Raw genomic sequence first — 15435 nt, forward strand, 5'->3', positions numbered from 1 at the left:
CTTTGTTATGTGTACCATTATTGGCATTCTCAGAAAATAAAATCAAAATGGTAACGTACTTTCCCGTGCCGTATGTGGCATACAGTAAGATTAACGCCAGTAAACAGTTAGACGTAGGCTTAACGTCCGCCTGTGAAATGAACCTGGGCTGTTCAGAATCCGGAACTTTGGGTATTCGTCCGTTGCAGGCCACAACAGTCAACCTGAACCGGGGAAAGCTGGATTTAAACACGGCGGCGGCCGTAAAAAGCACAAACGTAGCTTTGGGGAGCGGTTCTGGAGAGGCGAATATAGATTTCTCTGCAAACCTGCGTATCGGCACGTTAAACAACGGTTACAGTTTGGAAGCTACGGATATGAACGTAAGTTCGCTTACATTATTTCGCAGTCATATGTCTTCGGACAGTGCGGCGAAGTTCCCTTCGTGCGCGGCGACGGGAGCAAGCGGCGCGCCGCAGGTATCTTGGCAGAAGGTAAAACTCAAAAATGCGGAAGAAGTGTATTTGGTATGCGGGAGTCCGGCTGTTTCTGACGGTTGTATACCGGAGGCTTTGTATGTTTCCACTACCCGAGAGGAGCTTCAGGCATTATGGGGGAGCAATCGGGAGTCTTTTTGTTCTGTTTGGTATAAAGGTTATAAGTATCAATGCCCTTCCGGGCTGACGGAACCAAAGCGGTGCGTAGATTCGTATTACACAACAGGCGGCGGTGCAAAAAGCGCTTATTTTACCAAACAGATGAAATCCATTGTGAATGCTATTCCTAATAAAATCGCTCCGACTCTTGGTTTTTATAACACGGTGCATCAATTTTATGGGGACCAATTAACAAAGCATTATATGGGTGAGCCTATTAAAGAATGGATTATGATTCAAGAGCCAACTTACCCGCAAGTAGATGTGCTTGCCCAAAAGGTGGTAGGTTTTTCGGAAGCAAGGGCGCGGGAGTTTTGCGCTACACTAACATATAAAGAGCCCGGAGAATATGGTTTATATCTGAGCAATGTCTTTACTATTACAAACGAATACGACAGTAATCTGGGGGGGACTTATTTCTATATGATTGAGGCGGGTTATTGCGCGATCCGTGAAGAAGATTCCTTTTACCGGGCGGATGTAACTTGCTGTCCGTAACGGTTTTTCAGCCGTGTAAGGGGACTCGGCAGGACGGCTCAAAAACCGCTATAATATGTTTTACGAATATTATCTTAGCTAAAAAGGAGTTTCTATGAGAAATATCACACCCGGAACCGTTGATTGGAAACGGCTGGCGGTGCCCGTTGTGCTGGCGGCGGCTGTATTATGCGCGCTGGGTTCGTATTTTACGGTATCCGCGGGCAATGTGGCCGTTAAACTGCGCTTTGGCAAAATCGTGGGCGCTTACGGCGAAGGACTGCATTTTAAACTGCCGCTGGTGGACACGATTGAAAAATTCTCCGTGCGCATTAAAAAAGACTCGTTTACCACCGAGGCTTTTTCCAAAGACTTGCAGACCGTCGGCCTGACGCTGGCCATCAACCACCGCATCCTGCCCGACACCATTGAAGCCATCTACCGCAACCTGGGGCCGGAATACACCACCACTATTTTAAAGCCGATGGTGGAAGAGTGGACCAAGGCCGTCATCGCCAAATACTCGGCGGACAGCCTGATTTCCAACCGCGTGGAAGTGGCGCGCGAGCTGGACAAAATTTTAAAAGACAAAATGGCGGAGAAGCAGGTCATCGTGTCCGACATTGCGATTACGAATTTTGAATTTTCTCCGCAGTTTTTAAAAGCGGTGGAAGAAAAACAAATCGCCGAGCAGGAAGCCAAACGCGCCACCAACCTGGTGGAAAAGGTGAAAAAAGAAGCCGAGCAGAAAATTTTGCAGGCGGAAGCCGAAGCCAAATCCCTGCGGCTGCAGCGCGAAGTGGTGTCCGACAACCTGATTAAACTGCGCCAGGTGGAAGCCCAATTAAAAGCCATTGAAAAATGGGACGGCCGCATGCCCACCTATATGGCCGGCGGCCAGATGCCGTTTGTGATGGTGAAATAAACGGTTTTCAAATAAAGTTCGTAAAGGTATAATGAAAGGGAGACTTTTAAAGTCTCCCTTTTATGCGTTTTACGGGGGAAAAGTATGAAGAATACACTCAAAATCATTTTACTGCTGCTTGTGGCGTGCGGCGTCTATTTGTTTGTTTTTTATAAAACGCCCGAACAGCGCGCTTTTGAAAAAACACTGGCCGCGGCGCAGGCCGGCAATGCCGAGGCCGCGCTGGCCGTGGCCGGTTTGTACGCTCATGGTACGGGTGTTAAGCCAAACGGCGCGCAGGCCGCCGAATGGTACCGCAAAGCCGCCGCAGACGGCAGTGCGGAAGCGGCGTGGAAGCTGGCGGATTTGTATATCCAGGGCACGCTGGTGCCGCAGGATTTGGAAGAAGCGCTGGCGTATATCCAGCTGGCGGCCCGCCAGGGCAGCGCCCGCGCGCAAAGCGAACTGGGCCGTTTTTATGCGGAGGGGCTGGCCAATCTGCCCGTAAATAGGGGCGAAGCGTTATATTGGTGGCTTCAGGCCGCCGAAGCGGGGGATGAAAGCGCGCAGACGGCCGAGCAGGACGCCCGGCTGGAAGAGCCAGAATTGTACGAAGAAGTCAAACGGTTTTTAAGCGTGGTTAAGCACGCGCAGGAGGGGGATTCTTCCGCCCGGCTGGAAGCGGGGCAGGGGTTCCGCCTGGGCTACCCGGTCGCGCGTAATGACGAAGAAGCCCTGCGCTGGTTTACGCTGGCCTGGGAAGAAGGGGAGAAGCTCCCGCAGGCCGCGTATGAGCTCGCGCAGATGTACCAGAAAGGCGAAGGCGTGGAAAAAAACGAAGCCAGGGCGATGGAGCTTTTTGGCGCGGCCGCACAGGCCAAGAACCCGGATGCGCAGTATACGCTGGGCACATTTGCCTACGGGGCCAATCCGCCTAAGTACGAAGACGCTTTTGCGTGGTTTTCCAACGCCGCGGCGGGCGGCAGCGCACAGGCGCAGTATATGACGGGCTTTATGCTGATGCAGGGGCAGGGGACGAATCTTTCCGTGCCGCTGGCGGTTAAATTCTTTCGCGACGCGGCGGAACAAAATTATGTGGCCGCGCAATATGTGCTGGGACAGATTTACTGGAAAGGCCTCGGCGTGCCCGCCGACAAAAAAGCCGGCGGAGAATGGCTGCAACGCGCGGCGGACAACGGCAATGAATCCGCCAAGGCGTTATTGGCCGAAAAATAAAATTTGGCTGTATATATAAAACCCCCGGGAAAATTGCCCGGGGGTTTTCCGTATAGGGGTATGTTACAGTCCGGCGCGCGTTACTTCGCCGGTGTTTAAATCAATGCTGATCAGCGTTTTAACGGCGTGCGAATCCTCGCCCGTTTCCACGGTGCCGCCTTTTACCAGCAGAATTTCCACCTCATCGGCTCCTTTAAGCGGAAGCAGTGTTTCCAGATGCTCGTAATCCACGCGGGCTTCCTGGTGCCACGGCTGAAGATGGCGCAGGGAAGCGCCGTTCTTTTTGACGTTGAACGACTGGATGTATTCGTCCACGTTAATTTGGCCCACGGTCTGTCCGTTAAGCACCAGCGGGCGCAGGCGGTAGCCTCCGTGGCGGGCGGCGTGCAGCAGGTCTTTTACGTGCGCCGCCGGTACGGCATAGCTTTGGTTTTTGCTTTCGGAACTGCCGCAGTGTACGCCTACCAGCTCGTTGCTTTCGTTCAAGACGGGGCCGCCGCAGGCGCCGGCGCGGTCCGCCGCGCCAAATTCAAAAGACGTAACCAGCCGCCCCGGCGTGTTGGCCAGTACGGCGCGGTTGCGTACGATGTGGAACGCGTCGTCAAAATACCCGTAAGAGCGCAGTTTTTCCTGCGGGCCGGGAGTCGTTTGGGCCAGCGGGATGGGCCGCACCAGCCCGGCCAGCTCGCCTTCCACCGGGAATAAAGCGATATCCGCCATCCCCGCGTTGCCTTTTACGGTAAATTTAACGGGATACTCCAGGGTAATGCCTTCCGGCAGCGTCAGGTAGACGCAAGCCTGCGGCCCCATAATATCGGCCACGTGCGCGGCGGTTACGCCCCAAAGGTGCTTCTTGCCGCCGAACGTTTCTTCAATAAAAAAGGCCGAAGCCGAAAAAAGCGCGTAACTTTTCATCGTCGGGTCCTGGAGCAGAACGGTTGTTTCCAGCGCGCGTGCGTCAAAAGCCGCCATTTTTTGCATTTTTAAATTTGCTTTGGCCGCGCGGGAGAGGTAGCCGGACGGCGCGGTAACGCGTACTTTTTCGGCGATACGCGCGCGGGCGGCGGCTTTGGCCTGTTCCAGCTGCGCCTGCCGCCGGCGGAGCAGTTCCGGGCCGGGCTTGCGGCCCGTTTGCGAAGCGGCGGAAACCGCCCCGACGGTTAACTTGTTTAAAGAAACGGAAAACTCCGGCAGGGCTTTTTGCACGGCGGTTTTTTCAAGCCCTTTGGCCAGGTGTTTTAACTGTTTCTGCGCGTAGGCGCGCGGCGTACAGGCTACGAATGCGGCCAATAATATATAAAACAGCTTGGCATGCATATTTATTTTCTCTCCGTGCGGACCAGCGTGCCGGAAGCCACGTCCCATTCATACCAGAAGGTGCGGCGTTTGGAGGACGAACGGTCCCCCTGCTGGACCACCACGCGGATGACATCTTCCGGCCCGACGTCTAAAAACCGCTCTAAATGATTGTAATCCATAAAAGGGTAAGCGTCCAGCGTTTTAAGCAGGCGGCCGCCGCGCAGCTGCTGGATGGATTGGACGTATTCGTCCGCATGTAAAATCCCGAGCGTATTGCCGAGTAATTTTAAAGGCGTGCCGGCGGGCCCGTTTTCGTGCCGGGCCTCTTTTACCAGGCTGCGTACCCAGGCGATGGGTACGATTTGGCTGAAGTCGTTGATGGGCGTGTCAAATACGCCGTTAAACAAATTGTTCCAGCTGGCTGTTTTAGCGGCGCTGCGGGGCGTAATGCCCGCAAATACCCCCACCACTTTTCCGTCCACCAGAAAAGGCGAGCCGCAATAACCGCTGCGCACGGGGAAATCCTGATACCGGGCCAGGATGCGGTGCGCGCTGGAGAACAGCACTTCTACGTGGTTAAACCAGCCGAAAATGCCGTGTGAAAATCCGCCCGACTGGGCGACCGTATTGGCCGGAGGCAAATCATAATCCGGCTGGAGCGGGGTAATGTAGAGCAATAATTTGGACGGAATACGGAAAATGGCGATGTCCGCCCCGTGTATATTGCCTTCGCGCACCGAGGAGACGGGTACAAATATCGGTTTGCCGCGCTTGTTGTTGATGGAAATATAAGGCGAGCGGCCGATATCGTCCAGTACGTGGCGGGCCGTAACGCCCCAGGCTTCTCCGTCTATTTCTACCGCAAAAGCGGAGCCTTTGCCGTACGAGTCGGGGCTGTACTGCAGGGTAAAAACCGCGCGGCGCACCTGAACCGGAGCGGGTTTTAAGGGGCGCAGGGTGCTCAGCGCAAAATTCGGCGCGAACAGCGGCGCGGCGGTCAGAAAACCATGGTAGTTGGAAGTTTTGGAGAAAGCGACGGCTTCAAGTGATGTGCGGTTTGGATAGAGGAGCTTTTTCTCCACGCTCTGCTGGGCTCCCTTGGCGGGCAGCAGCTTTTTTAACAGCTGCTGTAAATTTTTCTGTGCGTGCGCGGCGGGGGACAAGAGTCCGCCGCACAACAGCGCCGTTAATAAACAAACTTTTACTGCTTTCATATCATAATTCTCCTATCTCTTCCGCTGTACGTTTTTCCAAGTCCACGAGGTAGCCGTATGTGTGCGTGCGGCCTTTGTTGATGATAATTTGCGCCTGACGCGCACCGTTTAAGTTAAATAATGCGCTCAAGTACGACAAATCAAAAAACGGATTGCGCATCAGCATTCGGTGGGAACCGTCGGCGTAGCGGACCGTGATGCTTTCAATAAATTCATCCGGGCGCAGTTTGCCCACCCGAATACCCTCAAACAGCATAATCCGTGCGGCAGAACCGGGCTGGCGGTATTCCTTCAGCAAATCATACAGGCGTGTAAACGGCACCACTTCGCTGATGCGCGATAAATTCTCTTTCTTTAACAGCCAGGATGCCTCGCGGTTATGGTACCATTGCAAGTGTTCTTGTTCGGGGGAGTAGCCGCCCACTTCAATCCCTACGGCTTTGCCTTGGTCATTAACGACCAGGCTTCCGCAAAAACCGGGTTTGGGCGTATTTAAGCGCGGAAAGTCTGCCACGACGCGTTCGGCGTTGGACGCAATCGTGCGGCGCAGCGTTTTTTTGTACTGCCCGGCGCTGAAGCCGTATGTAAACAAAAGGTCTCCTTTTATGGGCGCCGTTTCGGCTTGTACGACGGGCCGGGCCGTTTCAACCGCTTCGGGCGGCAGTTTAATCAGCGCGGCGTTTAAACCGTATTTGCGCCCCGTCAGCACAATCTCCGCCGGGAAAGACACGTCCCGCCCGTGCAGATGAAAAGTGACGGTTACTTCTCTGCCGACCGCGCGCGCAATGTGCGCCGCCGTGGCGCCCCATAAAATCGTTTTGCCTTGGTATTTTTCGGCAAAAACGAAGCCGCTTCCTTTAAACGGATGCTGTTCGCCGCGCGCCGAAACGGTAAAAACAAACTGGCGCATATGCTGTTCAAGCGGCTGTAAAACCGGAGAGCGGAACAGCGGTTTTTCCATACGTATGCCGCCTACGAGGCATTGGGAAAACTGCACCGCGCGCGCCGCCGAAAGCTGCACCGCGGACGTTTTGGCGGCGGCGGGGACCGTCAGTTCCGTTATCATTTTTTGCATACCGGCGGGCCGGAGTTTTTCGCCCGCTTTAATTAAATTTTTTTGGGCAAAAGCGGCGGAAAGGGAACAGCTTAATAAAAGGGCCAGCAGGCAGGAACGCGTATTTATAAGCATAGGGTTTACAAATAACCGATTCTAAGCGAACGGCGTTTACTCCTTATCGTAAATTAAATGACGGAAATGGCTGTGTATATCAAATCCGGCGGATTCGCGCGGGCGGTTCTCCGGCAAAAAACGCTGTTGAACAAATCCGGCGCTGCGGCCCGGTGCGGACGGTTTTCCGTCTGATGCCGTCCGCGCGCATTTTGTGCCGGCGCGCCGCCGCTTAATCAAAGCCTGAATATCCGCAACGAAACCCGGGCATATTACTACTCTACCCTTTTAACGGGGCGGAAACCAGGGTCTTTTGGCCCAAAAACGCGGGTATTGTGGACCCAGGTAAAAATAGGTCTGTTTCCCTATACAAAAACCCCGGAGGCTTTTTGCTGTCGCGCTCCGGGGGCGGGTCAGTCAAAACGTCTTTTACTGCAGCGCCGGATAGAGCGGAAAGCCCTCCAAAAACTTCTTTACCCGGCCGGCGACGGAAGACAGGTACGCGTCGTCGGCGTGGTGGGAAATCGCTTCGTCAATAAACGCGGCCACCTGCGCCATATCCGCTTCTTTCATCCCGCGCGTGGTAACGGCGGGGGTGCCCAGGCGCAGGCCGCTGGTGACAAACGGTTTTTCCGGGTCAAACGGAATGGTGTTTTTGTTGGCGGTGATGCCGGCTTTGTCCAGTGCCGCTTCGGCGGCTTTGCCGGTGAGGCCTTTGGAGCGCAGGTCAATGCACATCACGTGGCTGTCCGTTCCGCCCGCCACCAGCCGGTAGCCGCGCGCCTGGAGCTGTTTGGCCAGCTCCGCGGCGTTTACTTTCACCTGGTGCTGATAGGTTTTAAACGCAGGCTGTAACGCTTCCCCGAAGCAGACGGCTTTGCCCGCGATGACGTGCATCAGCGGCCCGCCCTGTACGCCGGGGAATACGGCGGAATTAATGGCTTTGGCCAGGGATTCTTTGCATAAAATCAGGCCCCCGCGCGGTCCGCGCAGCGTTTTGTGCGTGGTGGTGGTAACGACGTCCGCATACGGAACGGGATTGGGGTATTCGCCTGCCGCAATCAGGCCCGCATAGTGCGCCACGTCGCACGCGAGGTAAGCGCCGCAGGAATCGGCGATTTCGCGCAGGCGTTTCCAGTCAAAAATGCGCGAGTAGTTGGAAGCCCCCGCCATAATGAGCTTGGGCTTGTGGGTAAGCGCCAGCCTGGCAGCTTCTTCGTAATCAATTTCCTCGGTGTCGGGGCGCACGTTCATGGCTACGATATGGTAAAGTTTGCCCGAAAAGTTCAGCGGATGCCCGTGCGTCAGGTGCCCGCCGTGCGAAAGGTTCAGGCCCAGCACCGTGTCGCCGGGCTGTAACAGGGCAAAGTAAACGGCCATGTTGGCCTGCGCGCCGGAATGGGGCTGTACGTTGGCATGTTCGGCGCCGAAGAGCTGTTTGGCGCGGTCAATCGCCAGCTGTTCCACCCGGTCCACAAATTCGCAGCCGCCGTAGTAGCGTTTGCCGGGATAACCTTCGGCGTATTTGTTGGTAAGCACGGAGCCCTGCGCCTGCATAACGGCCGGGGAAGTAAAATTTTCGGAAGCGATGAGTTCCAGCTTTTCGCGCTGGCGGGCCAGTTCGTGGGCCACGGAGGCGAATACTTCGGGATCGGTTTTTTGCAGATCGGGATACATTTTTTACGCTCCTTGGGCGGCGTGCCGGACGGCATATTTTTAAGGCCTGTGCGCGCCGCGCTTTTTTTGCATATTTTCCTATGAAAATACTGCGTTATTTAATATAATTTACTAAATAGAAGTAAATAAATCCAGCAGAGGTGTAAAGAAATGGCAAAACTTACCAAAAAAGACTTTCTCAAAGACACCGTCAAACACATTGATTTGAAAAAATACAATGTGGTCCCCATGGTGGAAGCCTTTGGGAGCATGGCCTATGCGTCCCGCGAAGTGGCCAGAGCGAGCAAAATCTATAATATGATGCTTTCCGATAAGAAATGCTCCGTCATTTTGTGCATCGCGGGTTCGCTTGTGTCCGCCGGTATGAAGAAAGTAGTCGTGGATATGATTCAAAACAATATGGTTGACGCTATCGTTTCCAACGGCGCCAACATCGTAGACCAGGATTTCTTTGAAGCCCTGGGTTACAAGCACTATATCGGCACTCCGTACAACGCCGACGACAACTTGCTGCGCGACCTGCACATTGACCGCATCTACGACACCTATATTGACGAAGACCAGCTGAAAGAATGCGACGAAACCATCTATAAAATCTGCAACACCTTGGAGCCCCGCCCCTACTCTTCCCGCGAATTTATCTGGGAAATGGGCAAATGGCTGGAAAAGAAAGGCAAAGGCAAAGATTCCATCGTCTACAACGCGTATAAATACGGCGTGCCCGTGTTCGTGCCCGCGTTTTCGGACTGCTCCGCCGGCTTCGGCTTTGTGGCGCACCAGACCGAACACCCCGAGGCCCACGTGTCTATTGACAGCGCCAAAGACTTTTTGGAACTGACCAAAATCAAAATTAAAGCCAAAGAAACCGGTCTTATGATGTGGTCCGGCGGCGTGCCGAAAAACTTTGCGCAGGACACCGTGGTGGCCGCCGAAATTTTAGGCGCCGACGCCCCGATGCACAAATACGCCGTGCAAATCACCGTGGCGGACGTGCGCGACGGCGCGCTCTCCGGCTCTACCTTAAAGGAAGCTTCTTCCTGGGGCAAGGTTTCCACCGCGCTTGAGCAGATGGTCTACGGCGAATGCACGACCCTCATTCCGCTCATCATCGGTTACGGCTACCACAAAGGCGCGTGGAAAAAACGCAAAGCGTCCAACTACGTTAAATTCCTGCAGGACGAGGACGCCAAAGTGGCCGCGTTAAAGGCGAAAAAAGCCAAAAAATAAATTGTAATGCGACTCAAAACCGCGTTTATCAGTTTAGTCCTTCTGATCTGCCCGTGTGCGTTATGCTACGGGCAGCTCAGTTTTTCGGGGGTAAACGGGGAACGCGGGTACGCCGCCATGCGCGGTATATTTAAGCTGGATTTGGACAACGGCTTTATCTTTACCCCGCGGTACGGGTATTACCGTATGTCCGACAAGGAAATTGACGAGGCGGGCTCCACCTCGCGCTACGGGCTGGAAGGCGCGTATGAATTAAACGACGACTGGACCGTATTTGCCGAAGGTTTCTGGCAGCCGCAGGCCGTGGGGTATCAGGCGGTGGGATACGGCGCGGGGCTTCGCTGGAAACCGTTTTACCGCTGGGGAATGCTTAAAAACCCGCTCCTTACCGTAAAAGCGGAGCAGACGCGCTACCGCACCTACGTGGATAAAATGGGCAACGATTTGACCGGGGGTTCGTTCGGGCAGATTGAAACGGGCGCCAGCGCGCAGGTGTCGGCCGACGCGGGCGCGTGGAACTTGAAAGCGGCGTGGCATAAAGTGATAAAATATAGTAGCCGCGTGCCGCAGGACGTAACTTTCAGCTGGGCGGACATTCCGTTTATGACGGCGGTTGTGCAGGGGTTTGTAAAAGAAGCCGCCGCGGTGCGCGTAAGCTACCGGACCGATTTTATCACGCCGTACGCGTCGCTGGCGCGTTACCGTTATGCGGAGCTAAGCGACACGGCCGCCGCCGTAAGCGCGGGGCTGCATGTGCGTTTGTGGGAAATGTCTCTCTCAGGCGGCGTGGAAGTGTTTGAGCCGCGCCGCGAATCAAACCGCAGGACGTATTTTTCCATGTCCGCCGAAGTGGAATTCTAACCGGAGGGTGCCGTGTCCAAACTGGATTTGCATTGTAATATAGACGAGGATATTTTCTCGCTCGCGCTTTTTTTAACCCGCCTTTTAACGGGGCTGGTGCTGTTGTACGTAACGCTGGGGTGCCTGCTTTTTTACCGCGAATTTTTGTATAACGCCACGGCCATCGGCCTGCCGCTTCCGGTGCCCGCCGGGCTGAGCCTGGCGGTGGGGGAATTGTTCCTGGCGCTTTTTTTAATGCTCGGGTGGTTTACGCGCCCGGCGGCGCTGCTTTCGGTGCTGTGCACGGCGGCGCTGGCGGTGGTGTTTTTCGCCGCGGATTTTAATAAACTTTATGTGGCGCTTCTGGTGCTGCTCATTACGGCGCTTCTGCCTGTTGTGATGCTGGGCCCCGGAAAAATCAGCCTGGATTATAAACACGCGGTGCGCCGCGCCAAAAAAACGTTCAGAGGTTAAGCTATGGAAATATTTGACGAAAACAACAAATACGTAAGCCTTGCCAACAAGTACCGTCCCCAAAAGTTTGAAGATATGGTGGGGCAGGAAAGTATTTCCAAAACCCTTCAGAACGCGTTAAAACTCGGCCGCATTGCGCACGCCTATTTATTTTACGGCCCGCGCGGCTGCGGCAAAACCACCACGGCGCGCATTTTGGCCAAAGCGTTAAACTGCACCGGCAACGGCGACAAGCCCACCCCGGAGCCCTGCGGCAAATGCCCGCAGTGTCTGGAAATTGCGCAAAGCGCGGATATGGACGTGCTGGAGCTGGACGCGGCCAGCAACACGCAGGTGGAAAAAGTGCGCGAAGCCATTATTGACACGGTGGCCCTCGCGGCCTCGCGCGACCGTTTTAAAGTGTTTATCCTGGACGAAGTGCATATGCTTTCCGCCAGCTCTTTTAACGCGCTGTTAAAAACCATTGAAGAGCCGCCGGCCCACGTGGTGTTTATCCTGGCCACGACCGAAAAGCACAAAGTGCCCGCCACCATCGTCAGCCGCTGCCAGACGTTCCGCTTCCGCCCGATTACGGTGGACGAAATCAGCGCGCATCTGCTGGATTTGGCCGGCGCCGAAAATATAGATTTAACGCCCGGCGCGGCGAAAATCATCGCCAAAAACGCCGGAGGCGCCTTGCGCGACGCGCTGACGCTGCTGGACCGCGCCATCGCTTTTTCCGGCGAACGCATTGACGAAAAACTTGTAGGCGAAATGCTGGGCCTTACGCCGGACGAACTGATTAAACAGGCCGCAGAAGCCCTGGTGAACAAAGACAGCGCCGCCCTGCACCAGGTGTTTGATACGTTAAAAGCCGAAGGGTTTGACGCGAACTCGTTTTTAAAAGATTTAAAAAACGCGCTGGGCGATTTGTTCTATTTTTCGCTCGGCCAGGGCGCGGAGCCGTTTGAAGGCGCCAAGCAGATTACCCAGGGCGTTTCGCCGGGGTTTTTGGCGCAGGTGTCGCGCAAAATCAACAAGATTATTGAAGAAGTAAAATTTTCCGACAATGCGCTCGTCAGCGCGGAAGTGGGTATGTTTACGGTGATGGACAGCTGTTTGGATATTGACGCGTTTATCCGCCGCCTGGAAGCGCTGGAGCGCGGGGGAGCGGCGTCTTCTTCCGGTCCGTCCGTGTCGCCCGTCCGTACGGCGGCGGAAAAACCCGCGCCGCGCGCAACGCCCGCCAAAACGGCTTATGCCGCGCCGCAGCCCGCCGTTCAAAAACCCGCTTTTGCGGCTAAACCCGCGCCCGCGGTGAGCGCGCCCGCAGAGATTGTATCCGAAGAGGAAGACGCGCTGGACGAAGCGGTTATGCCCGCCGTCAGCGCCGCCGTAACCAACCGCCAGATTTGGGACAAAATGCTCAAGCAGTTTGAAAAAAGCCCGTTTGTCTATGACGTGATGACGAACTGCTCCGTTACGTTTGGCGAAAGCGAATGGACGCTGTGCTTCCCGCCCGGCAAGGAGTTTTACCAGATTCCGGCGCAGAACAAATTGGGCGAGCTGGAAGAAGCCGCCAAAAAAATCTGCGGCCGCGTCATTAAATTTAAGCTGGCGGCCGCGCAGGAAGAAAAAACGCCTGCCCCGGCTCCCGCCGCGCGCCCGGCCGCGCGCAAAACGGCCGCTTCCCCGTCCGCCGCGGCGGCCGCTATATCGGACGAAGAACCTTTTGTAAAAGGCAGTTTTGAGGCGGACGTAATGCCCGCCGCTTCGGCGGTGCAGGACGCGCCCGAAGAACTGAAAGACATTTTGGAAGTCATCCCCGGAGAACTTTTGGCCTAACCCTATGAAAAGCTTAGACAGACTCGTGCGCGCTTTTAGACGACTGCCCGGCGTAGGCCCGCGGCAGGCGGAGCGTTTTGCGGCGTATTTTTTGCGCGCGTCGCAGGGCGAGGCGGAAGAGTTTGTCAATGCGCTGCTGTCTATGAAGCAGGATGTTAAATTGTGTCCCCTCTGTTTTGCGTACAGCGAAACGGGTTTGTGCGAAATCTGCCGGGACCAGGACCGCGACCGCGGGCTTATCTGCGTGGTGGAAGACCCGCAGGATATAGAATCGCTGGAAAAAACGGGAGCCTATAAAGGGCTGTACCACGTGCTCCACGGCGCCATCTCCCCGATGGAAGGCCGGGGCGCGGAACAGGTGAAAGTGCGCGAACTGTTGGAACGCGTGCAAAATTCGGAAGTTCCCGTACGCGAAGTCATCATCGCCACCGACCCGGACAGCGAAGGCGAAACCACCGCTTTGTACCTGGCGGATCTGTTGCGCGGGCTGGTGGGGCAGGTAACCCGCATCGGCTACGGCGTGCCGCTGGGGGGCGACATTGACTATATTGACGAAATGACGCTGGGGTACTCCTTAAAAGGCCGCACGAAACTTTAATGCATCCGGATATTTATAAAAGGCCGCTGCTGTTTTGTTTGGCGGCGCTGATTATTTTATTGGCCTGCTTCTACAGTCCCGCTCCTTCCAAGCGGGACGTTTTCCATTCCCTGGATAAGAAAACCGTTACCCTCACCGGCCGCGCGGAAGGTTTTGCGGTCAGCAAGAAAAAATCCAAAAACGTAATTGTAAAAGTGTTTAGCGTGGACGGCGAACCCGCGGACGGGTACGTGTACGCCCGGCTGAGAGACTTTGAACCCGAATGGAAAGACACGCTGGAAATAACGGGCCGCCTGCAGAAGCCGTACGGCATAGACCTGTTGGGCAATTTTGACTGGAGCCGCTACCTCGCCCATAAAAACGTATTTACCGAAATCAAAAGTTCGGATGTACGCGTGATTCAGCCCGCCGCGTGGCCGTTTCGCGCCGTACGGGCGGTGCGGGCCGATATTCTGCGGGTGTTTAACCGGGCTTTTGAGCCGGAACTGGCCGGGATAGCGGGCGGAGTGCTGCTCGGCGAGCGGGGAGAACTGTCTCCCTCCCTTTACGCCGCATTTCAGGACAGCGGCGCCATTCACCTGCTGGTCGCCTCCGGCGGGAATGTGGGGTTTGTTACGCTGGTTACCGTGGCTTTTTGTTCGCTTTTCGGAGCCGGGCGGAAGAAGACGCTTTTAATTGCGCTTGCGGTGGCGGGCGTATATACGCTTATCGCCGGGGCGGACGCTCCTTTGGTGCGCGCGTACTTTATGGCGGCGTGCGCCTGCGCCGGGTATTTCCTGGGGCGGAACAGCGGGGTGTTCCAGGGGCTTATCGTTTCGTGCTTTATTATTTTATGCTTTCATCCCGCCTCGGTGTTTGAAACGGGATTCCAGATGTCCTTTCTCGCCACGCTTGCCATTATCGTGTGCCTGAACAATTTTACCCTGCCCGCCAAATGGCCCGCGTGGGTGCGCTTTTTTGCGCAGATTTTCCTGGCCACGCTTTCCACCCAGCTGGTGCTGCTGCCCGTGTTTACAAACGTGTTTTATAAAGTATCGCTTACCGGGCTTGTGTCCAATATGATTCTGGTGCCGATGGCGTCTTTGCTGATGGGCCTGTCGTTTGCGTATTATGTGCTGACGCTGGTGCACGCGGGCTTTTTGCTGTACTGGCCCGCGCTGTGGTGCTTGGAAGGGTTTAAGGCGCTGGTGGAGTTCTTTGCGTCGTTCCGGTTTTCGGCGTTGCCGGCGGCGGCGTGGAGCACGGGCGCGATGGTGTCTTTTTACGCGGCGCTGTTCTGGCTGTTTAATCTGCCGCTTAAAAACTTTGCGCGCAAAACGTTTATTCCGTGCCTGCTTCTGGTGGTTGGCGTGCCGCTGGCGCAAGCCGTTTTCTTTTCGCCAGCGCGGGTGTATTTGCTGAACGAATGGAACAAAAACGCCGCCGTCGTGCGCACTCCTGCGGGAGAAACGTTTGTGCTGGGCGATACGCTGGAGCCCGAAAAGCTTTCGGCCGCGCTGTACAAAACGGGCGTAACAAAAGCGGATGCGGTGCTGTTGTTTTCGGAAAAGAAATCCAAGAATGATTTGTCTCGGGTCGTTCCGGTGGGGCGGACCGTCCGCCCGTTTGCAGACGTCTGGCCCGGGGATGAATTGGTGATAGGCGGCACCCGCGTGCGGGTGGTGTGGGGCAGACACCAAACGCGCGAAGGCCGGTTCTGGACGAACCGGGGCTACTCCGGCTCCGATAAAGACGACGTGTCCTACTGCCTGCAAAGCGGCGGCAAAGAAATTTGCATCGGCGCGCACGCGCGGTTTGCGCAGGCGGGGGAGAAGACCGTTTTTAATATAAGAAACAAGACCGCCGTTTTGAAAATTTAGCTA

The 15435-nt window shown here is 55.5% G+C and carries 13 protein-coding genes; 9 read left to right on the forward strand and 4 right to left on the reverse strand.

Translation table 11 applies throughout. From position 1 onward, the window contains the following. The 3 genes from ACQY36_RS03160 to ACQY36_RS03170 form a co-directional block, all read left to right on the forward strand. On the forward strand, positions 1-1133 hold a 1133-nt coding region (locus ACQY36_RS03160; protein ID WP_428077680.1), incomplete at its 5' end, for a hypothetical protein. A gap of 94 nt (positions 1134-1227) precedes the next feature. After that, entirely contained in the window at positions 1228-2037 is an 810-nt protein-coding gene (locus ACQY36_RS03165; RefSeq protein WP_428057388.1) for a prohibitin family protein, read from the forward strand. An 84-nt stretch (positions 2038-2121) separates the two neighbouring features. Beyond that, positions 2122-3252: a tetratricopeptide repeat protein gene (locus ACQY36_RS03170; protein ID WP_428077682.1), complete on the forward strand. Its 1131-nt coding sequence runs from the start codon at positions 2122-2124 to the stop codon at positions 3250-3252. A 63-nt stretch (positions 3253-3315) separates the two neighbouring features. Here ACQY36_RS03170 and ACQY36_RS03175 read toward each other — a convergent pair whose 3' ends face one another. The 4 genes from ACQY36_RS03175 to glyA all read right to left on the reverse strand — a co-directional run bounded on the left by ACQY36_RS03175 (position 3316) and on the right by glyA (position 8610). Next, positions 3316-4569, reverse strand: a complete 1254-nt coding sequence (locus ACQY36_RS03175) for a S1 family peptidase (protein ID WP_428077684.1) — start codon at positions 4567-4569, stop codon at positions 3316-3318. Between the two features lie 2 nt (positions 4570-4571). Next, positions 4572-5765, reverse strand: a complete 1194-nt coding sequence (locus ACQY36_RS03180) for a hypothetical protein (RefSeq protein WP_428077686.1) — start codon at positions 5763-5765, stop codon at positions 4572-4574. Position 5766: 1 nt separating this feature from the next. Continuing rightward, positions 5767-6954 carry a S1 family peptidase gene (locus ACQY36_RS03185; RefSeq protein ID WP_428077688.1) on the reverse strand — a complete coding sequence of 396 codons (1188 nt, stop codon included), beginning with the start codon at positions 6952-6954 and terminating at the stop codon, positions 5767-5769. A gap of 408 nt (positions 6955-7362) precedes the next feature. Beyond that, positions 7363-8610, reverse strand: a complete 1248-nt coding sequence (glyA, locus tag ACQY36_RS03190; RefSeq protein WP_428077690.1) for a serine hydroxymethyltransferase — start codon at positions 8608-8610, stop codon at positions 7363-7365. A 150-nt stretch (positions 8611-8760) separates the two neighbouring features. Here glyA and ACQY36_RS03195 point away from each other — a divergent pair, with 150 nt between their 5' ends. Genes ACQY36_RS03195 through ACQY36_RS03220 form a run of 6 tightly spaced genes read left to right on the forward strand, consistent with a single transcriptional unit; the run spans position 8761 to position 15432 of the window. Continuing rightward, positions 8761-9837 carry a 1,9-bis(guanidino)-5-aza-nonane synthase gene (locus tag ACQY36_RS03195; protein WP_428057376.1) on the forward strand — a complete coding sequence of 359 codons (1077 nt, stop codon included), beginning with the start codon at positions 8761-8763 and terminating at the stop codon, positions 9835-9837. 6 nt (positions 9838-9843) lie between these two features. Beyond that, positions 9844-10698: a hypothetical protein gene (locus ACQY36_RS03200; RefSeq protein WP_428077692.1), complete on the forward strand. Its 855-nt coding sequence runs from the start codon at positions 9844-9846 to the stop codon at positions 10696-10698. A 12-nt stretch (positions 10699-10710) separates the two neighbouring features. After that, on the forward strand, positions 10711-11151 hold the full coding sequence (locus ACQY36_RS03205) for a DoxX family protein (RefSeq protein ID WP_428057372.1): 441 nt from the start codon (positions 10711-10713) through the stop codon (positions 11149-11151). 3 nt (positions 11152-11154) lie between these two features. Continuing rightward, a complete protein-coding gene (gene dnaX, locus ACQY36_RS03210) occupies positions 11155-12975 on the forward strand; it encodes a DNA polymerase III subunit gamma/tau (RefSeq protein WP_428077694.1) in 1821 nt (606 codons plus the stop codon). Positions 12976-12979: 4 nt separating this feature from the next. Beyond that, positions 12980-13573 (forward strand): recombination mediator RecR, encoded by a 594-nt coding sequence (gene recR, locus ACQY36_RS03215; protein WP_428057368.1) that lies wholly within the window; start codon positions 12980-12982, stop codon positions 13571-13573. Further along, complete coding sequence (locus tag ACQY36_RS03220) at positions 13573-15432, forward strand: ComEC/Rec2 family competence protein (protein ID WP_428077696.1); 1860 nt, start codon at positions 13573-13575, stop codon at positions 15430-15432. The genes recR and ACQY36_RS03220 overlap by 1 nt, the downstream gene beginning before the upstream one ends. The last annotated feature ends 3 nt before the right edge of the window (positions 15433-15435 follow it).

This window comes from Candidatus Avelusimicrobium alvi (genome assembly GCF_958451995.1).
In the GTDB taxonomy this organism is placed as follows: Bacteria; Elusimicrobiota; Elusimicrobia; order Elusimicrobiales; family Elusimicrobiaceae; genus Avelusimicrobium; species Avelusimicrobium alvi.

Bases quoted from the DNA above. Each gene is read 5' to 3' on its own strand.
- dnaX (WP_428077694.1), top strand. From the start codon at position 11,155: ATGGAAATATTTGACGAAAACAACAAATACGTAAGCCTTGCCAACAAG.
- recR (WP_428057368.1), top strand. From the start codon at position 12,980: ATGAAAAGCTTAGACAGACTCGTGCGCGCTTTTAGACGACTGCCCGGC.
- ACQY36_RS03180 (WP_428077686.1), bottom strand. From the start codon at position 5,765: ATGAAAGCAGTAAAAGTTTGTTTATTAACGGCGCTGTTGTGCGGCGGA.
- ACQY36_RS03185 (WP_428077688.1), bottom strand. From the start codon at position 6,954: ATGCTTATAAATACGCGTTCCTGCCTGCTGGCCCTTTTATTAAGCTGT.
- ACQY36_RS03170 (WP_428077682.1), top strand. From the start codon at position 2,122: ATGAAGAATACACTCAAAATCATTTTACTGCTGCTTGTGGCGTGCGGC.
- ACQY36_RS03195 (WP_428057376.1), top strand. From the start codon at position 8,761: ATGGCAAAACTTACCAAAAAAGACTTTCTCAAAGACACCGTCAAACAC.
- ACQY36_RS03220 (WP_428077696.1), top strand. From the start codon at position 13,573: ATGCATCCGGATATTTATAAAAGGCCGCTGCTGTTTTGTTTGGCGGCG.
- glyA (WP_428077690.1), bottom strand. From the start codon at position 8,610: ATGTATCCCGATCTGCAAAAAACCGATCCCGAAGTATTCGCCTCCGTG.
- ACQY36_RS03175 (WP_428077684.1), bottom strand. From the start codon at position 4,569: ATGCATGCCAAGCTGTTTTATATATTATTGGCCGCATTCGTAGCCTGT.
- ACQY36_RS03165 (WP_428057388.1), top strand. From the start codon at position 1,228: ATGAGAAATATCACACCCGGAACCGTTGATTGGAAACGGCTGGCGGTG.
- ACQY36_RS03200 (WP_428077692.1), top strand. From the start codon at position 9,844: ATGCGACTCAAAACCGCGTTTATCAGTTTAGTCCTTCTGATCTGCCCG.